The organism is Micromonospora palythoicola (assembly GCF_036689795.1).
GTDB lineage: Bacteria > Actinomycetota > Actinomycetes > Mycobacteriales > Micromonosporaceae > Micromonospora > Micromonospora palythoicola.
Genome location: NZ_JBAGKI010000015.1, coordinates 89,588 through 106,064 on the forward strand (window position 1 = coordinate 89,588; position 16,477 = coordinate 106,064).

Sequence of the window (16,477 nt, forward strand, 5' to 3'; positions counted from 1 at the left end):
TCTCCCCGGCGTCCGCGCCGACAGGGCGAGTGCGACCGGTCAGGCCGGCCTTCGCCGCCGCCACCGCCCGAATCGCAGGCCTCCGCTGGTCAGTGAATGAAAGATAATCATGACGCCGATGCCGAGGAGCCCGAGAACCGGGCTGACGAACCAGCCCAGCGCCCCGGTGATGAGGTAGAGCGCCATGCCGACCACCGGACGGATCCGCTGGGCGGACACGTAGTCCTCGTCGACCCCCTCGGCGAGCAGCGACGGGTGGCGACGCAGATAACCGAAGAAGGCGAGCCACGGCGCGGACATCGAGGCCGCCGCGAGCGCGTAGAGCAGCACGGCGACCCGCCGGTCACCGTCGGTGCCCGCGTGGGCGAAGGCGTCGGCCAGCACCATTGTCGGAAACGGAATGATCACGATCCCGAGCAGCAGCCACAGGTTGATCCAGTTGAGGCCGATCGTGGTCGCCCGGATCAGGCGCAGCACGCTGTGGTGGTTGAGCCAGATCACGCCGACGTACCCGAACGAGAGCAGGAAGGCCAGGTAGACCGAAGCCTGTTCGAGCAGGGCGGACAGCAACTCCCCCGGCCGGTGTTCGGGCACCCGCAGCTCGATCACCAGCAGGGTGATCACGATGGCGAAGACCCCGTCGCTGAAGCCCGTCATCCGCCCGATACCGCTCACCGGTGACGTACCGGACTTCGTCTCCGATTCGGACATAGGCCGAGACTAAGGGTATCCATCCGACCACCATCGGTGAACGGACACCTGCCGGCGAACCCGCTCGGATCAGCCGTCCCGTCATCCCGGGTCGGCCCGGGTGGCACACCGGTACTAACCTCGGACCGGCGCGAGAGGAGATTGCCGCGATGCCGGAGCCGCAGCCGGGAGCCGACCGGCCGGTCGACGGGAGCCGTCCGGACGAAAACCGGGACGGGGAGCCGGCGGTCCCCCACGAACTGGCCGACGATCCCACAGCGGCCGACGGCCAGTCGGCCGGCTCGGCCGAGACCACGCCGGCCGACACCCAGCCCGCCGACGTGGCACCCACCGAGGCGGGCCCGCCCGCCGACATGGCGGCACCCACCCGGGTCGGCCCACCCGCCGACCAGGACGACGGACAGCCCCCCGTCCCGCCGGCACCGCCGGTCGGTCCGCAGGGCACCCGCGTGCTGCCCGAGTCCGCGCCGGAGACGGCGACCCCGCGCTGGAGCGGCTCGGCACCGGTACCGCCGGCAACACCGCGCCGACGGGGCTGGGGCGAGTCGGCCGAACCCACCCCACCGCCGGCGCCCCCGGTGCCGCAGCCGGAGCACCAGACGCCGGTCGACCCGTGGGCCGGCGTCGACACGAGCGGCTGGGATCTCCCCTCGACCGATTTTCCCGCCCTGCCGCCGACGCTGTCCTACCCGAGCCCACCGCCGACCCGGCCGTACTCCGGACCCCCGGCACCGGTCTCGCCGGTTCCGCCGCCCCTGCCAGCGCCGCAGCACCAGCCCCCGCCGCAGCACCAGCCCCCGCCCAGGGTCGGGCCGCAGCAGCAGCCACCACCGCCCGGCCCCTACCCGCCCGGCCCGGCCGGCCCGCCGGCACCACCACCGCCGGGTGGTCGGCGGGGTAAGCGGAAGGCCGCACCTGTGGCGCCGCCGCCCGGCTGGCAACCGCCCGCGGGGTACGTCCCGGTCCCGGTCCGCAAGCGTCGCCGTTGGCCCTGGTTGCTGCTGCTGACCCTGGCCTGCTGCTGCGGCTGCCCGGCCTACTACGGCATGCCGATGGCCAGCCAGTACCCGGCCACCGCCGCGTTGCCCCAGCAGGTGGCCGACCTGCGGCTGCGCGAGGACCCGCGCAGCGCCCGCGACGCGCGGCAGTTGGAGACCCAGATGCGCCAGTCACACTGGCTGGCCGACGACACCTTCGCCGGGATCTACCACACCAGCAACGGCAAGCGGGTGACCGTCTTCGGCGGCACCGGTTTCCGGTTCACCCCGTCGGCCGACGCCGACGCCGAGATCGAGCGCCTCAAGGACCAGTACGCACTCGGCGAGAAGCAGGTCATGGAGACCGGCGTCCGGGGCCGTCACGAGCGCTGCGCCGTGGGACGCACCGACGGGGTCGGCGCGGTGGTGTGCACCTCGGCCGACCACGGCAGCATCACCACGGGTGTCTTCACCGGGCTCTCCGTGGAGGACAGCTCCCGGCTGCTGGGCACCCTACGGGACCAGATCGTCACCACCGACGGTTGACCGAGGCCGCCGACCACCCGCCCCGGTCATGCGTCAACCGGCCGGACGCGGCTCGGGCAACGCCGGCTCAGCCGGCGTCGGTCTCTCCGCTGACCGGCGGATGGGCCCGCGGCGGCGCGTAGCGCGGCACGTACTCCTGGCCGGTGAGCTTCTGAATCTCACCCATCATCTCGTCGGTCAACTGTCGCAGCGACAGCCGGTCGTCGGAGCGGCCGGTGAAGTCGAGCGGCTTGCCGAACCTGATGGTGATCTTTCCGGTGAAGGGACGCGGCACCCGGGCACCGATCGGCTGCACCTTCTCGGTGCCGATCATCCCCACCGGGATGATCGGCACGCCGGCCGCGATGGCGAGCCGGACCGCCCCGGTACGTCCCCGGTACAGTCGCCCGTCCGGCGAACGGGTGCCCTCCGGGTACACCACCACCAGGTCACCGCCCTTGAGTGCCGGGATGGCGGCGTCGAACGCGGCCAGTGCGGCACGGCCACCGGCCCGCTCCACCGGGATCGCGCCGAGACCGGTGAGGACGAACTTGGAGAAGCGGCCCTTGACGCCGGTGCCGGTGAAGTACTCGGACTTGGCCCAGAACGCCAGGTGCCGGGGGACCACCGTGCCGAGGAACAGCTCGTCGGCCACCGACAGGTGGTTGCCGGCGAAGATCGCGCCGCCCTGCTCCGGGATGTGCTCCAGCCCCTCCACCGTCGGACGGAACGCCAGCCGCATCGCCGGCCCCACGGTGAGCTTGCCGATGGTGTAGAGCAGCGGCACTGGTCCTCCGGCGGATCGAGTGAGGTAAGAGGCGGTGTCACCGTAGCGGACCGCCGCACGACGGCATGCGTGAGGTCGGGCCCGTCCGCTGGCTGGGTGCGGGGGCCCTTCCGGCTGGAAGGGCCCCCTCCGGTCAGCTCACACGCGACGAACCACCACGGTCACGGGCACGCCCTCGCCGACCTCACCGGCGAAGCCGTCGATCCCGTCGGCGAAGTCGACGCTGTCGGCCAGCACCTCCCGGACCACGAAGTCGCGGTACCCGGCCACCGCCGCCCGGACCTCGTCGGAACCAGACGCCGTCACCACGATCCGGTCGGACACGTCGAGATCGGCGTCCCGGCGCGCCTGCTGCACCACCCGGACGAAGTCCCGGGCCAACCCCTCGGCGGCAAGTTCGGCGGTGACCGTGGTGTCCAGCACCACCACCCCCTCACCACCGGGCAGCGGTGCCGAGTGCTCGGCGTCGGCGGCGACCAGGCGCAACTCGTACTCGCCCTCGGCCAGGGTGACGCCGGCGGCCACCGGGGCACCGTCGACCAGCTCCCACTCCCCCGCCTTGACCGCCTTGATCACCTGCTGCACCTGCTTGCCGACCCGGGGCCCGAGCGCCCGCGGCACCACCGTCAACACCTGCTGGCAGTACGCCGACACCTCGTCGGTGACGTCGACCTCCTTCACGTTGACCTCGTCGGCGACCAGGTCGGCGAAAGGCCGCAGCTGCCCGGCCGCCGGACTGGCCACGGTCAGCTTCGCCAGCGGCAGCCGTACCCGCAGCCCCTTGGTCTTGCGCAGCGACAGCGTCGCGGAGGCCACCGCCCGCACCGCGTCCATCGCGGCGACCAGTTCGTGGTCGGCCGGGAACTCCTCGGCCACCGGCCAGTCGGTCAGGTGCACCGACCGCTCGCCGGTCAGCCCGCGCCAGATCTCCTCGGCGGTGAGCGGCGCCAGCGGCGCCACCACCCGGCAGAGCGTCTCCAGCACGGTCCACAGCGTGTCGAAGGCATCCGCGTCGCCCGCCCAGAACCGGTCCCGGGAACGACGCACGTACCAGTTGGTCAGCGCGTCCAGGTAGGACCGGACGGTGGCGCAGGCCCCCGAGATGTCGTACACGTCCATCTGCGCGCCGACCGTCGACACCAGCTCGTTCGTCTTCGCCAGCACGTACCGGTCGAGCAGGTGCGTCGAGTCGGTCCTCCGCCTCGCCCGGTACGAGTCGGCGTTGGCGTAGAGCGAGAAGAAGTACCAGACGTTCCACAGCGGCAGCAGCACCTGCCGCACCGCGTCCCGGATGGCCGCCTCGGTGACCAGCGCGTCGCCGCCACGCACCACCGGCGAGGACATCAGCATCCAGCGCATGGCATCCGAGCCGTACGCGTCGAAGACGTGGTAGACGTCCGGGTAGTTGCGCAGGCTCTTGGACATCTTGCGCCCGTCGGAGCCGAGCAGGATGCCGTGGCTGACGCAGTTGCGGAACGCCGGCCGGTCGAACAGCGCGGTGGCCAGCACGTGCATGGTGTAGAACCAGCCGCGGGTCTGCGGCATGTACTCCACGATGAAGTCACCCGGGTAGTGGTGCTCGAACCAGTCGGCGTTCTCGAACGGGTAGTGCACCTGGGCGAACGGCATCGAGCCGGACTCGAACCAGCAGTCCAGCACCTCCGGCACCCGCCGCATCATCGAGCGCCCGGTCGGATCGTCGGGGTTGGGCCGGACCAGGTCGTCCACCGCCGGCCGGTGCAGGTCCGTCAGGCGTACGCCGAAGTCGCGCTCGATCTCGGCCAGCGACCCGTACACGTCGACCCGCGGATGGTTCGGGTCGTCGGACTTCCACACCGGGATCGGCGAGCCCCAGAACCGGTTGCGGCTGATCGACCAGTCCCGGGCGTTGGCCAGCCACTTACCGAACGAGCCGTCCTTGATGTGCCCCGGCGTCCAGTTGATCTGCTGGTTCAGCTCGACCATCCGGTCCTTGAACGTGGTCACCGCGACGAACCACGAGGACACCGCCTTGTAGACGAGCGGGGTGTCGCAGCGCCAGCAGTGCGGGTACGAGTGGGTGTAGGTGTCCTGCTTGAGCACCACCCCCCGCTCCTTGAGCTGACGGATCACCGGCTTGTTGACGTCGAAGACCTGCTCACCCTCGAAGGGCGGGACCAGCGCGGTGAACCGGGTGTGATCGTCCACCGTGACGATGGTCGGGATGCCGGCCGCGTTGCAGACGTTCTGGTCGTCCTCACCGAACGCGGGGGCCAGGTGCACGATCCCGGTGCCGTCCTCGGTGGTCACGAACTCCGCGCCGAGCACCTGGTACGCGTTGTCACCGGCGTGGGCGACCAGGAATTCGAACAGCGGGGTGTAGCGACGACCGACCAGGTCCGCGCCGCGCACCGTGCCGACCTGCTGGTACCCGTCGAGTTCCTTGGCGTACGCGTCGAGCCGAGCCGCGCCCACCAGGTGACGGACGCCGTCGCGCTCCAGCACCGCGTACTCGATGTCCGGGCCGACGGCGAGGGCCAGGTTCGACGGCAGGGTCCACGGGGTGGTGGTCCAGACACCGAGCCGCACCGGCCCCCGGAGCAGTTCCGGCGCCGCGTCGTCGGGGGTCAGCTCGAACCACACCGACAGCGTCGGGTCGTGCCGGTCGCGGTAGACGTCGTCCATCCGGGTCTCGGTGTTCGACAGCGGCGTCTCGCACCGCCAGCAGTACGCCAGCACCCGGAAACCCTCGTAGACCAGGCCCTTGTCGTGCAGGGTCTTGAAGGCCCACATGACGCTTTCCATGTAGTCCAGGTCGAGGGTCTTGTAGTCGTTGGTGAAGTCGACCCAGCGGGCCTGGCGGGTGACGTAGCGCTCCCAGTCCTGGGTGAACTCCAGCACCGAGCTGCGGCACGCGTCGTTGAAGCGCGCCACGCCGAGGTCGAGGATCTCCGCCTTGCTGGTGATGCCGAGCTGCTTCTCGGCGACCACCTCGGCGGGCAGGCCGTGGCAGTCCCAGCCGAAACGCCGCTCCACCCGCCGGCCACGCATGGTCTGGTAACGCGGCACCACGTCCTTGACGTACCCGGTGAACAGGTGGCCGTAGTGGGGCAGGCCGTTGGCGAACGGCGGGCCGTCGTAGAAGACGTACTCGTTCTTCCCGTCGTCGCCGGCCGGGCGGGCGTCCACGGACGCCTCGAAGGTCTTGTCGGCCGTCCAGTGCTCCAGGACCCGGCGCTCGACCGCGGGCAGGTCCGGGCTCGCCGGTACGCCGCCGGCGGTCGGGTCGTGCAACGGATAGGCCATCGCCGGTCGCTCTCCTCGCTGACGCTCACTGTCGTGGGTCTGCGAGGACGAGCCTTGCCGGTACGCCGTCACCGGCGCGCCGGGCCAAGCCCGCGGTACCACCCCGCTTGACGGTCAGGATCGACCGCCCGCTCGTTGGCCGGCTGTGACGGGCCGGACCCGCCCGGTTCTACTGAGCCGGTCACCCGGCCGTTCTTCCGGAAGCTCCCCGGTGATAGCCGGATCATCGCCCTGCCCGCCCATGATACCCACCCCACCTCCCACCCCTCGCCCCAATAACCCCCTACCGCCGATGCACGGGGCGGGTGCATGAGCGGGGTCACATGGGCCGGTGGTCACGCGGCAGGGCCGGCGATCCGTCGTGGGGGTGTCGGACCGAACCATCGGGAGGTTGTCATGCAGCGGATCAACGTGGCCGGGGTGGCGCCGGAGGCCTTCGGCGCCGTGCTGGGGCTGGAGAAGTACGTTCGGGCCAACGTCGAGCACACCGTGCTGGAACTGGTGAAACTGCGCGCGTCGATGCTGAACGGCTGCGCGTACTGCGTCGACATGCACAGCCGGGAGGCGCTCGACGCCGGCGAGTCGAGCCGGCGGCTGTTCGCGGTGGCCACCTGGCGGGAGGCGCCCTTCTTCGACGAGCGGGAACGCGCCGCGCTCGCGTTGACCGACGCGGTGACGAAGCTGGGCGAGCACGGCGTACCCGACGACGTCTGGGACGCCGCGTCGAAGGTCTGGTCGGAGAAGGCCCTCGCCGACCTGGTTCTGGCCATTGCCACAATCAACGTGTGGAACCGGATCGCGGTGACCTTCCGCAACGAGCTGCCGACGGACGTGTGAGTCCGGTCGACGCGGCGCAGGCGGCCGGTGCGCTCGACGCGCACCGGCCGATGCTGCTCGGGCTGGCCTACCGGTTACTGGGTAGCCGCCACGACGCCGAGGACGTCCTCCAGGAGGCGTACCTGCGCTGGGTGCGGGTCGACCGCGCCGAGGTGAGTGAGCCGCGGCGCTACCTGTCCCGGGTGGTGACCCACCTGTCGATGGACCGGCTGCGGGCCCGGCAGGCCGCCCGCGAGACGTACGTCGGGTCGTGGTTGCCGGAGCCGGTGCCTACCGCGCCGTCGCCGTTCGGGCCGCTGGAGCGTGCCGAGCTGCGCGACTCGCTCTCCACCGCGCTGCTGCACCTGCTGGAACGGCTCACCCCGCCGGAGCGCGCCGTCTACGTGCTGCACACCGCCTTCGAGCTGCCCTACGCGGAGATCGCCGAGCTGCTGGACCGCTCCGCCGAGGACTGCCGTCAGTTGCACCACCGGGCGAGCGTGCGGATCGGGCGCGACCAGCGCCGCTTCACCGCCGACCGGGCCGAGCAGGAGCGGCTGCTGGAGGCGTTCATCGCCGCCGCCACCGAGGGTGACCTGGCCGCGCTCACCGATCTGGTCGCGGCGGACGCGACCGCGTGGAGCGACGGCGGCGGTCGGGTACGGGCCGCCCGCAACCCGGTCACCGGCGCCGACCGGGTGGTCCGGTTCCTGCTGGGCATCCGGGCGAAGAGCTGGCCGCTCACCGTACGGCGCACGGAACTCAACGGCCAGCCGGCCGCCGTGGTGACCACCGCCGCCGGTGACGCGTACGCGGTCACCCTCGGCACGGCCGCCGGCCGGATCACCGACATCTTCCTGGTGGCCAACCCGGACAAGCTGCCCTGGGCGGCCTGAGCCGACCTGCTGGCTCAGCCCAGCTCGGGGAACCAGAGCGCCAGCTCGCGCTTGGCGCTGTCGGCCGAGTCGGAGGCGTGCACCAGGTTCTCCCGGTTGGACAGGGACAGGTCACCGCGGATGGTGCCGGCGGCGGCCTTGCGTCCGTCGGTGGCCCCGATCAGGCCACGTACCACCTCGATGACCTGGTCGCCGGAGAGCACCAGAGCGACAAGCGGACCACCGGTCATGAACGCCTTCAACGGCGGGTAGAACGCCTTGTCGACGTGCTCGGCGTAGTGCTCGTCGGCCAGCGTGGCGTCCATCGTCCGGGACACCATCGCGTCGATCCGCAGCCCCTTGCGCTCGAACCGGGAGATGATCTCGCCCACCAGTCCTCGGCGCACCGCGTCGGGCTTGATCAGGACGAGCGTGCGGTCGTCCGGGCTGCTGCTGGACACGCTGGGTTCCTCCTCAGAGCGGAAGCCGGTCGGGCTGGGTACGGTCAGCCTAGCGACCCGGTCCCGGCGCCGGCGCGGTGGCCGGCCTTCCCCCGGCCTCCGATCCGGCCTAGCCTGACCCTGACCCCCGGGAGGTCCACTGTGGCGAATGGTGGCGGCAACCGACCCATCGCACCGGTACGCAAGTTGATCGCCGCGGTGCTGGGCACCGTGGCCACCTTCGTCATCCTCTTCGGCCTGGGCATGACCAGCTGGGCGATCGTCGCGCTCGGTGTCGCCCTGCTCGCCCTGGCGATCGCGCTGGCCACCGTGCGCGGTGGCGGTCGCACCTGGGTCGTCGGCGCCGGCCACGTGCACAGCGCCTCCGAGCCACCGACCCAGTACGCGTTCGGTCGCTGCGAACTACAACTGGTGATCGACGCTCCCGGGCTGCCACCCCGCTCGAAAAAGATCATCGAGCCGCGGGTTCCGGTGTCGAAGTGGCCGTCGCTGGGGCAGACCCTGCCGATCCGGGTGGCGTTGGACGACCCGCGACACGTCCGGGTGCTCTGGGACGAGGTGCTCACCCACACCGAGGCCGGCAGCACCGCCGACCTGCCCCCCGAGTTCGCCACGGCGCCACCGGACGAGGTGCTGATCGGGCAGGAGGCGCCGCCCTGGGCCGGCCGGACGCCGGAGGACGACTTCCACGACCCCTCGGGCGAGCCACCTGACGGTCCACTCGGTGGTCCGTCGGACGGCCGGCCGCACGACGCCGTCGTCGAGACCGTCGAGCACGTGGAGCACCACGAGACGGTGCGGGTACGCCAGCGGCCGGGCCGGCCGGTCGTGCTGGAGGGGACCGTGGTGGAACGCTCCGACGAGCATCGGCTGCCCCGCCGAGCCACGCCCGCCCCACGGACACCGGCCGAGGAACGGTTCACCGAGCCACGACCGGCCGAGGAACGAATCAGCACCGCGGCGACCTCCGCCGGGGACGAACCTGCCGAGCAGGTGGCCGATCCGGTGGCCTCGGGGCGAGCCACGCAGCCGCCGGCCGGCCCGGCCGCCGGCCTGACCGACCCGATGGATCCGCTCGACCCGCTCGACCTGCCACTCGACGACCCGGAACCGGGTCCGGTGGTCGCCGCGAACCGCCCGGCGGGCGACGACCAGCCGCGCCCGGCTGCCGATCGGACGGGCGCGGTCGACGCGGAGGAGCTGGACGAGGCGATCTTCGGCTTCGACCCGGACGCCGCCGACTTGGCGGCTCCGATCAGCGGGGTGGGCATCACCCTGCTGGTCACAGAGTTGTCCCGCTCCCTGGAGTTCTACCGGGACCGGCTCGGATTCACCGAGGTCGACCGGGGTGCCGCCAACGCCGTGCTCTCCTCGGGGACGACCCGCCTGGTGCTCCGCGAGGTGACCGGGGCCCAGCCGATCAGTCGCCGGCTGGTCCACGTCAACCTGGACGTGGACGACATCCAGTCGGCGTACCAGCGGCTGCGCGAGTCCGGGGTCCGGTTCACCTACCCGCCCCGGGTGGTCAACCGTGGCAGCAAGCTGGAGGTGTGGGCGGCGGCGTTCCGCGACCCCGACGGGCACGGCATCGCGCTGACCCAGTGGCGGGAACTCGCCGAGGCGTGACCGAGGCCCAGGGGCCGTCGGCGGTCTTACGCGCCCGACCCGGTCGCCCTCAGCCCAGGATCACCCGACGCACGTGCAGCGCGTACGCCCACGCCAGCGCGAACATCACGCCCAGCACGAACAGGGACCAGTGCAGCAGGCCGGACAGCAGCAGCAGTCCCTGCAACACGGTGCCGGCGTGCCAGGCCCACGGCCGGCGCATCATGCCGGCGAGCAAGGCGGCGACCACGGCCAGCGTCACGACCACGGCGATCGCCGCGCCACCGAGATCAGCACCGACCGCCCGGATCGGCTGGATCGCCAGCAGCAGCACCAGCGCCTCCAGGGCGAGCGCGGCCGCACCGAGCCCACGTACCGCCCGCTGCGGATCGCGCAGGCCCGATCGGCGGGGCTGGCCGTCGCCGTCGCCGGTCATCGCTTCAGCAGCCGACGGGCGTCGGCCACGGTCACCACGGAACCAGTGATGAGCACCCCGACGCCGGCCAGCTCGCCCGGCACGTCCTCCTCGGCCAGCGCCACCGCCGCCTCGATGGCGTCCGGCATCTCCTCGGCCACCTCGACCCGGTCCGGGCCGAACACCTCCGCGGCCAGCGCGGCCAGCTCCTTGACCGGCAGCGCCCGGGGTGAGCTGTTCCGCGTCACCACCAGTTGGTCGACCACCGGCTCCAGCAGCTCCAACATGCTGGCGGCGTCCTTGTCGGCGAGGGTACCCACGACGGCGACCAGCTTGCTGAACGCGAACTCCTCCTGCAACGCGGTGACCGTGGCCGCCATGCCCTGCGGGTTGTGTGCCCCGTCGAGCAGGATCGTCGGCGCGGTACGCACCCGCTCCAACCGTCCCGGGGAGCTGGCGGTGGCGAAGCCTTCCCGCACCGCCTCCACGTCGAGCTGCCGGCGGGCGCCGGCACCGAGGAACGCCTCGACGGCCGCCAGCGCCACCGCCGCGTTCTGCGCCTGGTGGGCGCCGTGCAGCGGGACGAAGACCTCCTCGTACACCCCGCCCAGCCCCTGCAGGGTGAGCACCTGGCCGCCGACCGCCACGGCCCGGCGCAGTACGCCGAACTCCGAGCCCTCCCGGGCCACGGTCGCGCCCACCTCCGCGCAGCGTCGCAGGATCGGCCGGGCGGCCTCCTCCTCCTGGGCGGCGCAGATCACCGTGGCACCGGGGTGGATGATGCCGGCCTTGGCCACCGCGATGTCCTGGAGCGTGTCACCGAGCCACTCGGTGTGGTCGAGCCCGACCGGGGTCAGCACGCACACCCCGGCCTGGATGACGTTCGTGGCGTCCTCGGCACCACCGAGACCCACCTCGACCACGGCCACGTCCACCGGCGCGTCGGCGAAGGTGGCGAAGGCCAGCGCCGTGGTCATGTCGAAGTAGGTGAGCGGCTCGGCCGAACGGTCGTCGACCAGTTCGGCGAGCGGCTTCACCTCCTGGTACACGGCGGTGAACCGGGCCTCGTCCACCGGCTCGCCATCGAGGCTGATCCGCTCCCGCACCGTCTCCAGATGCGGGCTGGTGTACCGCCCGGTGTGCAGCCCGAAGGCCCGCAACAGCGAGTCGATCATCCGGGCCGTGGAGGTCTTGCCGTTGGTCCCGGTCAGGTGGATCGACGGGTAGGCCCGCTGCGGACTGCCCAGCAGATCCAGCAGGGACGAGATGCGATCGAGCTCGAAGACCATCCGGGTGAAGCCGCGCCCGGCCAGCTCGGCCTCCACCTGCGCGAAGGCGGCGCGCTCCGCCCGGCCGGCGCGCTCACCGCCCGCGCCAGCCCGGTCACCGGTACGGGCGCGCTCGGTCGGTTCGGTGGCTGCGGCATCCGCGCGTTCGGCACGGACCCGTGCGGTGCGGTCGACAGGGTCGGTCACGAGGAAAGCGCCTCCAGGGCGGCGTCGATGCGGGCCAGGTCGGCCTCGGCCACCGCCAACCGTTCGCGGATCTTGGAAACGACGTGCTCGGGGGCCTTGCCGACGAACGCCGGGTTGCCCAGCTTCGTCCGGGCCTGTCCTGCCTCCTTCTCCGCCGCCGCGCGGTCCTTGGCCAGCCGGGCCCGCTCGGCGGCAACGTCGATCGAGCCCCGGGTGTCCAACGCGACACTGACCTCGCCCGGCATGGCCAGCGTCGCACTGGCCTGGAAATCGTCGCCGGCCGGGTCCAGCCGGGCCAGCGACCGGATCAACGGCTCGTGCGCCGACACGCCGGCACCGGACAGCCCGTCCAGTCGGGCCGCGACCCGCTGGGTCGGCCGCAGACCCTGGTCGGAGCGGAACCGGCGGACCTCGGTCACCACCCGTTGAAGGGTGGCCACCTCCGTCTCGGCCGCGTCGTCGACGAGCGCCCGGTCGGCCGTGGGCCAGGCCGCCGTCAGCACCGTCCCGCCGCCGGTGAGTGCCGTCCACAGCTCCTCCGTGACGAACGGAATCACCGGGTGCAGCAGCCGCAGCAGCTGGTCCAGCACGTGGCCGAGGACACGGCGGCTGACCTCGGCCGGTTCGCCGCCACCGGCCAGCACCGGCTTGCTCAGCTCCACGTACCAGTCGCAGACGTCGTCCCAGGCGAAGTGGTACAGCAGGTCACAGACCTTGGCGAACTCGTACGCCTCGAACTGCTCGTCGACCTCGGCGGTCACGTGGGCCAGCCGGGACAGAATCCACCGGTCGACGGTCGACAGCCGCTCGGCGTCCGGCATCGGGCCGTCGGTGTGCGCGCCGTTGATCAGGGCGAACCGGGTGGCGTTCCAGAGCTTGTTGCAGAAGTTGCGCGAGCCCTGGCACCACTCCTCGCTGACCGGCACGTCACCACCGGGGTTGGCGCCCCGGGCCAGGGTGAACCGGGTGGCGTCGGCGCCGTACCGGTCGATCCAGTCCAGCGGGTCGACCACGTTGCCGAACGACTTGGACATCTTCTTGCCGTGCTCGTCGCGGACCATCCCGTGCAGGGCGATCACGTCGAACGGCTGCCGGCCGTCCATCGCGTACAGGCCGAACATCATCATCCGGGCGACCCAGAAGAACAGGATGTCGTACCCGGTGACCAGCACACTCGTCGGGTAGAACTTCGCCAGCTCCGGGGTCTGCTCCGGCCAGCCCAGCGTGGAGAACGGCCAGAGACCGCTGGAGAACCAGGTGTCCAGCACGTCCTCGTCCTGGTGCCAGCCCGCGCCGGTCGGTGGTTGCTCGTCGGGCCCGACGCAGACCACCTCGCCGTCCGGTCCGTACCAGACCGGGATCCGGTGCCCCCACCACAGCTGCCGGGAGATGCACCAGTCGTGCATGTTGTCGACCCAGGCGAAGTAGCGCTTGGCCAGCTCCGCCGGCTCGATGCGCACCCGACCGTCGCGTACCGCGTCGCCGGCCGCCTTGGCCAGCGGCGAGGTGTTGACGAACCACTGCAACGACAGCCGAGGCTCGACGGTGGTGCGGCACCGGGAGCAGTGGCCGACGGCGTGCACGTACGGCCGTTTCTCGGCGACGACGCGTCCCTCGGCGCGCAGCGCGGCCACGATCGCGGGCCGGGCCTCGAACCGGTCCAGCCCCTCGAACGGGCCGGGTGCGGTGATCACCCCCCGTTCGTCCATGATCGTCAGGGTGGGCAGGTCGTGCCGCTGCCCGATCTCGAAGTCGTTCGGGTCGTGCGCCGGGGTCACCTTCACCATGCCGGTGCCGAACGACGGGTCCACGTGCGCGTCGCCCACGATCGGGATGCGCCGCCCGGTCAGCGGCAGGTCGACCTCGGTGCCGATCAGGTGGCGGTACCGCTCGTCGTCCGGGTGCACGGCGACCGCCGTGTCACCGAGCATCGTCTCCGCCCGGGTGGTGGCCACCACCACCTCGTCGCTGTAGCGGATCGACACCAGCTCGCCGTCGTCGTCGGTGTGCTCGACCTCGATGTCGGACAAGGCGGTCAGGCAGCGCGGACACCAGTTGATGATCCGGTTCGCCCGGTAGATAAGGCCGTCGTCGTACAGCTTCTTGAACATGGTCTGGACGGCGCGGGACAGGCCCTCGTCCATGGTGAAGCGTTCCCGGTCCCAGTCGACCGAGTCGCCGAGCCGGCGCATCTGGCCGAGGATCGCGCCGCCGGAGGAGGCCTTCCACTCCCACACCCGCTCGACGAACTTCTCCCGGCCCAGGTCGTGGCGGGAGAGGCCCTGTGCGGCAAGCTGCCGCTCGACCACGTTCTGGGTGGCGATGCCGGCATGGTCCATGCCCGGCAGCCAGAGCGCCTCGTAGCCCTGCATCCGCTTGCGCCGCACCAGGGCGTCCTGCACCGTGTGGTCCAGCGCGTGACCCATGTGCAGCGAACCGGTGACGTTCGGCGGCGGGATGACGATGGTGAAGGGCTCCCGGTCACTGTCCGCGGAGGCCCGGAATCGACCGTCGGCTACCCACTGCTCGTACCGTCGCTGCTCTACCTCAGCCGGCTGGTACTGGCCGGCGAGGGTCGGGGCGTCGGGGCGTCGGGCATCCAGTCTCTCGGTCACCCTGAAAGTCTACGGAGCGCTTCGACGGACCCGACGTGCGCCACCTGTCGTTCGCGTACGGTGTCGGCTATGTCCGACGCACATCTCAGCGCCCGCCGACTCGACGAGGGCGGGTCGCCGGTCGACCTGACCGACGAGCCGATCGAGCTGGGCGACCGCGAGCCGGCAGCCGGCCCCGACCGGCCCGACGTACCCGCCCGGCGACGGCGCTCGGCCGTGGTGGTGGTGCTCGCGATCGTCGCACTGGTCGGTGTCGGTGCGCTGGGCTCCTGGGGCTGGCGGATCGTTCAGCAGAAGGACGCCCGGCTCACCCTGCCCGAGCAGGTCGCCGGGCTTCGGCAGGACAGCAGCGACCGGGCCGCCAGCACCGCCGACTACCTGCGCAGCGGGCTGGCCGCCGACATCGAGCTGGACAGCAGCTTCGGTGCGGTCTACCAGGATCCGGCCGATGCCCGGCGATCAGTACTGATCTTCGGGGGGACGACCCTGCTGTGGCAGCCGGAGCGGGATCTGGAGAGTCTGTTCGAGCTGATGGCCGACGAGACCGCAGCCGTGACCGGGCTCCGCGGCGTGTCACCGGGTCGGCTGGGCGGCGTGATGAAGTGTGGCAGCACCGGCGGCGAGGGCGGCGATTTCGCGGTCTGCGGCTGGGCCGACCACGGCAGCGTGGTGTTGGCCATGTTCCCCGGCCGTTCGGTCGACGAATCCGCCGGCCTGCTTCGGCAGCTCCGGGAGAGCATGCAGACCCGCGACTGACAGCTGCGCGGCGGCTGGCTCGGATGTCCGGGCGACGCTGCCGCGTCCGCCGCCGGGCACCGGGCGCGACGTGCCGCGGTGAAACCAACCCGCCGCGCCCGGTCAGCCGGGGCAGGCGTGCCGCACGGGGGTGGCCAGCCCGGCGAGGGCCAGCAGGATGATTCCTCCACCGGCGAGAAGACACACCAGAGGTACGCCGTACAGCTCGGCACCCCAGGTGACGACGGCCGCGCCAGCCGGACCGAGCGCGTAGTGGGTCGCCCAGAACACCGAGGTGACCCGGCCGAGGAGCCGGTTCGGAGTGACCTCTTGGCGCAGCGACAGCGAACAGATGGCCCCGACCGCCACCGCACCGAGGTAGCCCGCCGCCAGCGCCGCGACCACCGGCACGGTACGCGCCGAGCCCAGCACCGCCACGGCCACGCCGGCCAACGCGACGCTGCCCGACCAGGTCGCCCCGAAGCCGAGCCGGCGCCGCAGCGGAGCCACCGTGAGGGAGCCGAGAAGCGTACCGGCAGCCGCCACCGACAGCACCAGGCCGACCGTGCTGTCGGTGCCGTCCAGGTTGAGTCGCACGTGGTAGATCAACACGTCGTCCAGGCCGTGGGTGAGGAAGATGAACGCCGACAGCAGCAGGGTCAGGGCGCGCAGAACCGGATGCCGCCAGAGGAAGCTCGCCCCTTCCAGCAACTCGCCACGCAGGCTCACGAACGACACCGCGGCCCGGGAGGGTCCGTCCTCTCGCAGCCGTACGACGCTGAGCGGCACGGATGAGGTCGGCGCCGATCAGCAGGCGTCTGCGGTCCATCCGGTCGACCAGCACACCGGCGAAGATCGCGGTGACCACCGAGGCCACCCCGGCGGCCGCGGTGAGCAGGCCCATCTGGGCCACCGAGCCGGTCAGTTGGAGTACCAACAACGGTATCGCCAGCGTGGCGAAGCCGTCGCCGACCACGGAGAGAGTCTGTGCCGACCAGAACACCGTGAAGTCGCGGTGCCGCCACAACGGCCGGGTGGCCGGCCGTTCCGCCGTAGGTGCCGTCACTCGCGAGATGGTATTCGTAGCCCGACGGGAGCGGCTCCCGCTTTATCGGGCCGTGGGGTCACTCCGCCGGCCCGGCCGCAGCGTGTTGCGGCGCGAAGGCTCCCGCAAATGCGTTCAGGGCCACCCTGG

At 71.8% G+C, this 16,477-nt stretch carries 13 protein-coding genes and 1 pseudogene; 5 read left to right on the plus strand and 9 right to left on the minus strand.

Annotation, left to right across the window (positions count from 1 at the left end; genetic code table 11):
- Positions 1 to 39: 39 nt before the first annotated feature.
- The gene (locus V5O40_RS09655; RefSeq protein WP_332905149.1) at positions 40 to 711 is read right to left on the minus strand and encodes a TMEM175 family protein; all 672 of its coding nucleotides are present in this window, start codon (positions 709 to 711) and stop codon (positions 40 to 42) included.
- Between the two features lie 353 nt (positions 712 to 1,064).
- Between V5O40_RS09655 and V5O40_RS09660 the strand changes: the two genes are divergently transcribed.
- Positions 1,065 to 2,234 (plus strand): hypothetical protein, encoded by a 1,170-nt coding sequence (locus V5O40_RS09660; RefSeq protein ID WP_408631850.1) that lies wholly within the window; start codon positions 1,065 to 1,067, stop codon positions 2,232 to 2,234.
- 67 nt (positions 2,235 to 2,301) lie between these two features.
- On the opposite strand, the gene V5O40_RS09665 is transcribed toward V5O40_RS09660, so the two are convergent.
- Positions 2,302 to 3,000 carry a lysophospholipid acyltransferase family protein gene (locus V5O40_RS09665; protein WP_269737824.1) on the minus strand — a complete coding sequence of 233 codons (699 nt, stop codon included), beginning with the start codon at positions 2,998 to 3,000 and terminating at the stop codon, positions 2,302 to 2,304.
- Positions 3,001 to 3,138: 138 nt separating this feature from the next.
- Positions 3,139 to 6,285 (minus strand): isoleucine--tRNA ligase, encoded by a 3,147-nt coding sequence (gene ileS / locus V5O40_RS09670; RefSeq protein WP_332905151.1) that lies wholly within the window; start codon positions 6,283 to 6,285, stop codon positions 3,139 to 3,141.
- Between the two features lie 396 nt (positions 6,286 to 6,681).
- Here ileS and V5O40_RS09675 point away from each other — a divergent pair, with 396 nt between their 5' ends.
- Together V5O40_RS09675 and sigJ are read left to right on the plus strand one after the other, a co-directional pair.
- Positions 6,682 to 7,122: a carboxymuconolactone decarboxylase family protein gene (locus tag V5O40_RS09675; protein WP_332905152.1), complete on the plus strand. Its 441-nt coding sequence runs from the start codon at positions 6,682 to 6,684 to the stop codon at positions 7,120 to 7,122.
- Positions 7,119 to 7,997 (plus strand): RNA polymerase sigma factor SigJ, encoded by an 879-nt coding sequence (sigJ, locus tag V5O40_RS09680; protein WP_332905153.1) that lies wholly within the window; start codon positions 7,119 to 7,121, stop codon positions 7,995 to 7,997. Before V5O40_RS09675 ends, sigJ begins: the two co-directional genes overlap by 4 nt.
- A gap of 14 nt (positions 7,998 to 8,011) precedes the next feature.
- On the opposite strand, the gene ndk is transcribed toward sigJ, so the two are convergent.
- Positions 8,012 to 8,437 carry a nucleoside-diphosphate kinase gene (gene ndk / locus V5O40_RS09685; RefSeq protein WP_332905154.1) on the minus strand — a complete coding sequence of 142 codons (426 nt, stop codon included), beginning with the start codon at positions 8,435 to 8,437 and terminating at the stop codon, positions 8,012 to 8,014.
- 141 nt (positions 8,438 to 8,578) lie between these two features.
- Between ndk and V5O40_RS09690 the strand changes: the two genes are divergently transcribed.
- Complete coding sequence (locus V5O40_RS09690) at positions 8,579 to 10,063, plus strand: VOC family protein (RefSeq protein ID WP_332905155.1); 1,485 nt, start codon at positions 8,579 to 8,581, stop codon at positions 10,061 to 10,063.
- Between the two features lie 49 nt (positions 10,064 to 10,112).
- Here V5O40_RS09690 and V5O40_RS09695 read toward each other — a convergent pair whose 3' ends face one another.
- From V5O40_RS09695 to V5O40_RS09705, 3 genes are all read right to left on the minus strand, one after another.
- The gene (locus V5O40_RS09695) at positions 10,113 to 10,478 is read right to left on the minus strand and encodes a DUF4233 domain-containing protein (RefSeq protein WP_332905156.1); all 366 of its coding nucleotides are present in this window, start codon (positions 10,476 to 10,478) and stop codon (positions 10,113 to 10,115) included.
- The gene (locus V5O40_RS09700) at positions 10,475 to 11,746 is read right to left on the minus strand and encodes a bifunctional folylpolyglutamate synthase/dihydrofolate synthase (protein ID WP_332905168.1); all 1,272 of its coding nucleotides are present in this window, start codon (positions 11,744 to 11,746) and stop codon (positions 10,475 to 10,477) included. Before V5O40_RS09700 ends, V5O40_RS09695 begins: the two co-directional genes overlap by 4 nt.
- 182 nt (positions 11,747 to 11,928) lie before the next feature.
- Positions 11,929 to 14,547 carry a valine--tRNA ligase gene (locus V5O40_RS09705; RefSeq protein ID WP_332905157.1) on the minus strand — a complete coding sequence of 873 codons (2,619 nt, stop codon included), beginning with the start codon at positions 14,545 to 14,547 and terminating at the stop codon, positions 11,929 to 11,931.
- A 69-nt stretch (positions 14,548 to 14,616) separates the two neighbouring features.
- Here V5O40_RS09705 and V5O40_RS09710 point away from each other — a divergent pair, with 69 nt between their 5' ends.
- Positions 14,617 to 15,303, plus strand: coding sequence for a hypothetical protein (locus V5O40_RS09710; RefSeq protein WP_332905158.1), 687 nt, complete (start codon positions 14,617 to 14,619; stop codon positions 15,301 to 15,303).
- Between the two features lie 102 nt (positions 15,304 to 15,405).
- On the opposite strand, the gene V5O40_RS09715 is transcribed toward V5O40_RS09710, so the two are convergent.
- Together V5O40_RS09715 and V5O40_RS27915 are read right to left on the minus strand one after the other, a co-directional pair.
- Entirely contained in the window at positions 15,406 to 16,011 is a 606-nt protein-coding gene (locus V5O40_RS09715; protein ID WP_332905159.1) for an MFS transporter, read from the minus strand.
- Positions 16,012 to 16,123: 112 nt separating this feature from the next.
- Positions 16,124 to 16,348, minus strand: a pseudogene (locus V5O40_RS27915) (MFS transporter); the annotation flags it as partial.
- Positions 16,349 to 16,477: the final 129 nt, after the last annotated feature.

Excerpts from the sequence above, each read along its gene's own strand:
- V5O40_RS09655 (WP_332905149.1), bottom strand. The coding sequence starts at position 711 with ATGTCCGAATCGGAGACGAAGTCCGGTACGTCACCGGTGAGCGGTATC.
- V5O40_RS09675 (WP_332905152.1), top strand. The coding sequence starts at position 6,682 with ATGCAGCGGATCAACGTGGCCGGGGTGGCGCCGGAGGCCTTCGGCGCC.
- V5O40_RS09660 (WP_408631850.1), top strand. The coding sequence starts at position 1,065 with ATGGCGGCACCCACCCGGGTCGGCCCACCCGCCGACCAGGACGACGGA.
- V5O40_RS09700 (WP_332905168.1), bottom strand. The coding sequence starts at position 11,746 with ATGGTCTTCGAGCTCGATCGCATCTCGTCCCTGCTGGATCTGCTGGGC.
- V5O40_RS09710 (WP_332905158.1), top strand. The coding sequence starts at position 14,617 with ATGTCCGACGCACATCTCAGCGCCCGCCGACTCGACGAGGGCGGGTCG.
- ileS (WP_332905151.1), bottom strand. The coding sequence starts at position 6,285 with ATGGCCTATCCGTTGCACGACCCGACCGCCGGCGGCGTACCGGCGAGC.
- V5O40_RS09695 (WP_332905156.1), bottom strand. The coding sequence starts at position 10,478 with ATGACCGGCGACGGCGACGGCCAGCCCCGCCGATCGGGCCTGCGCGAT.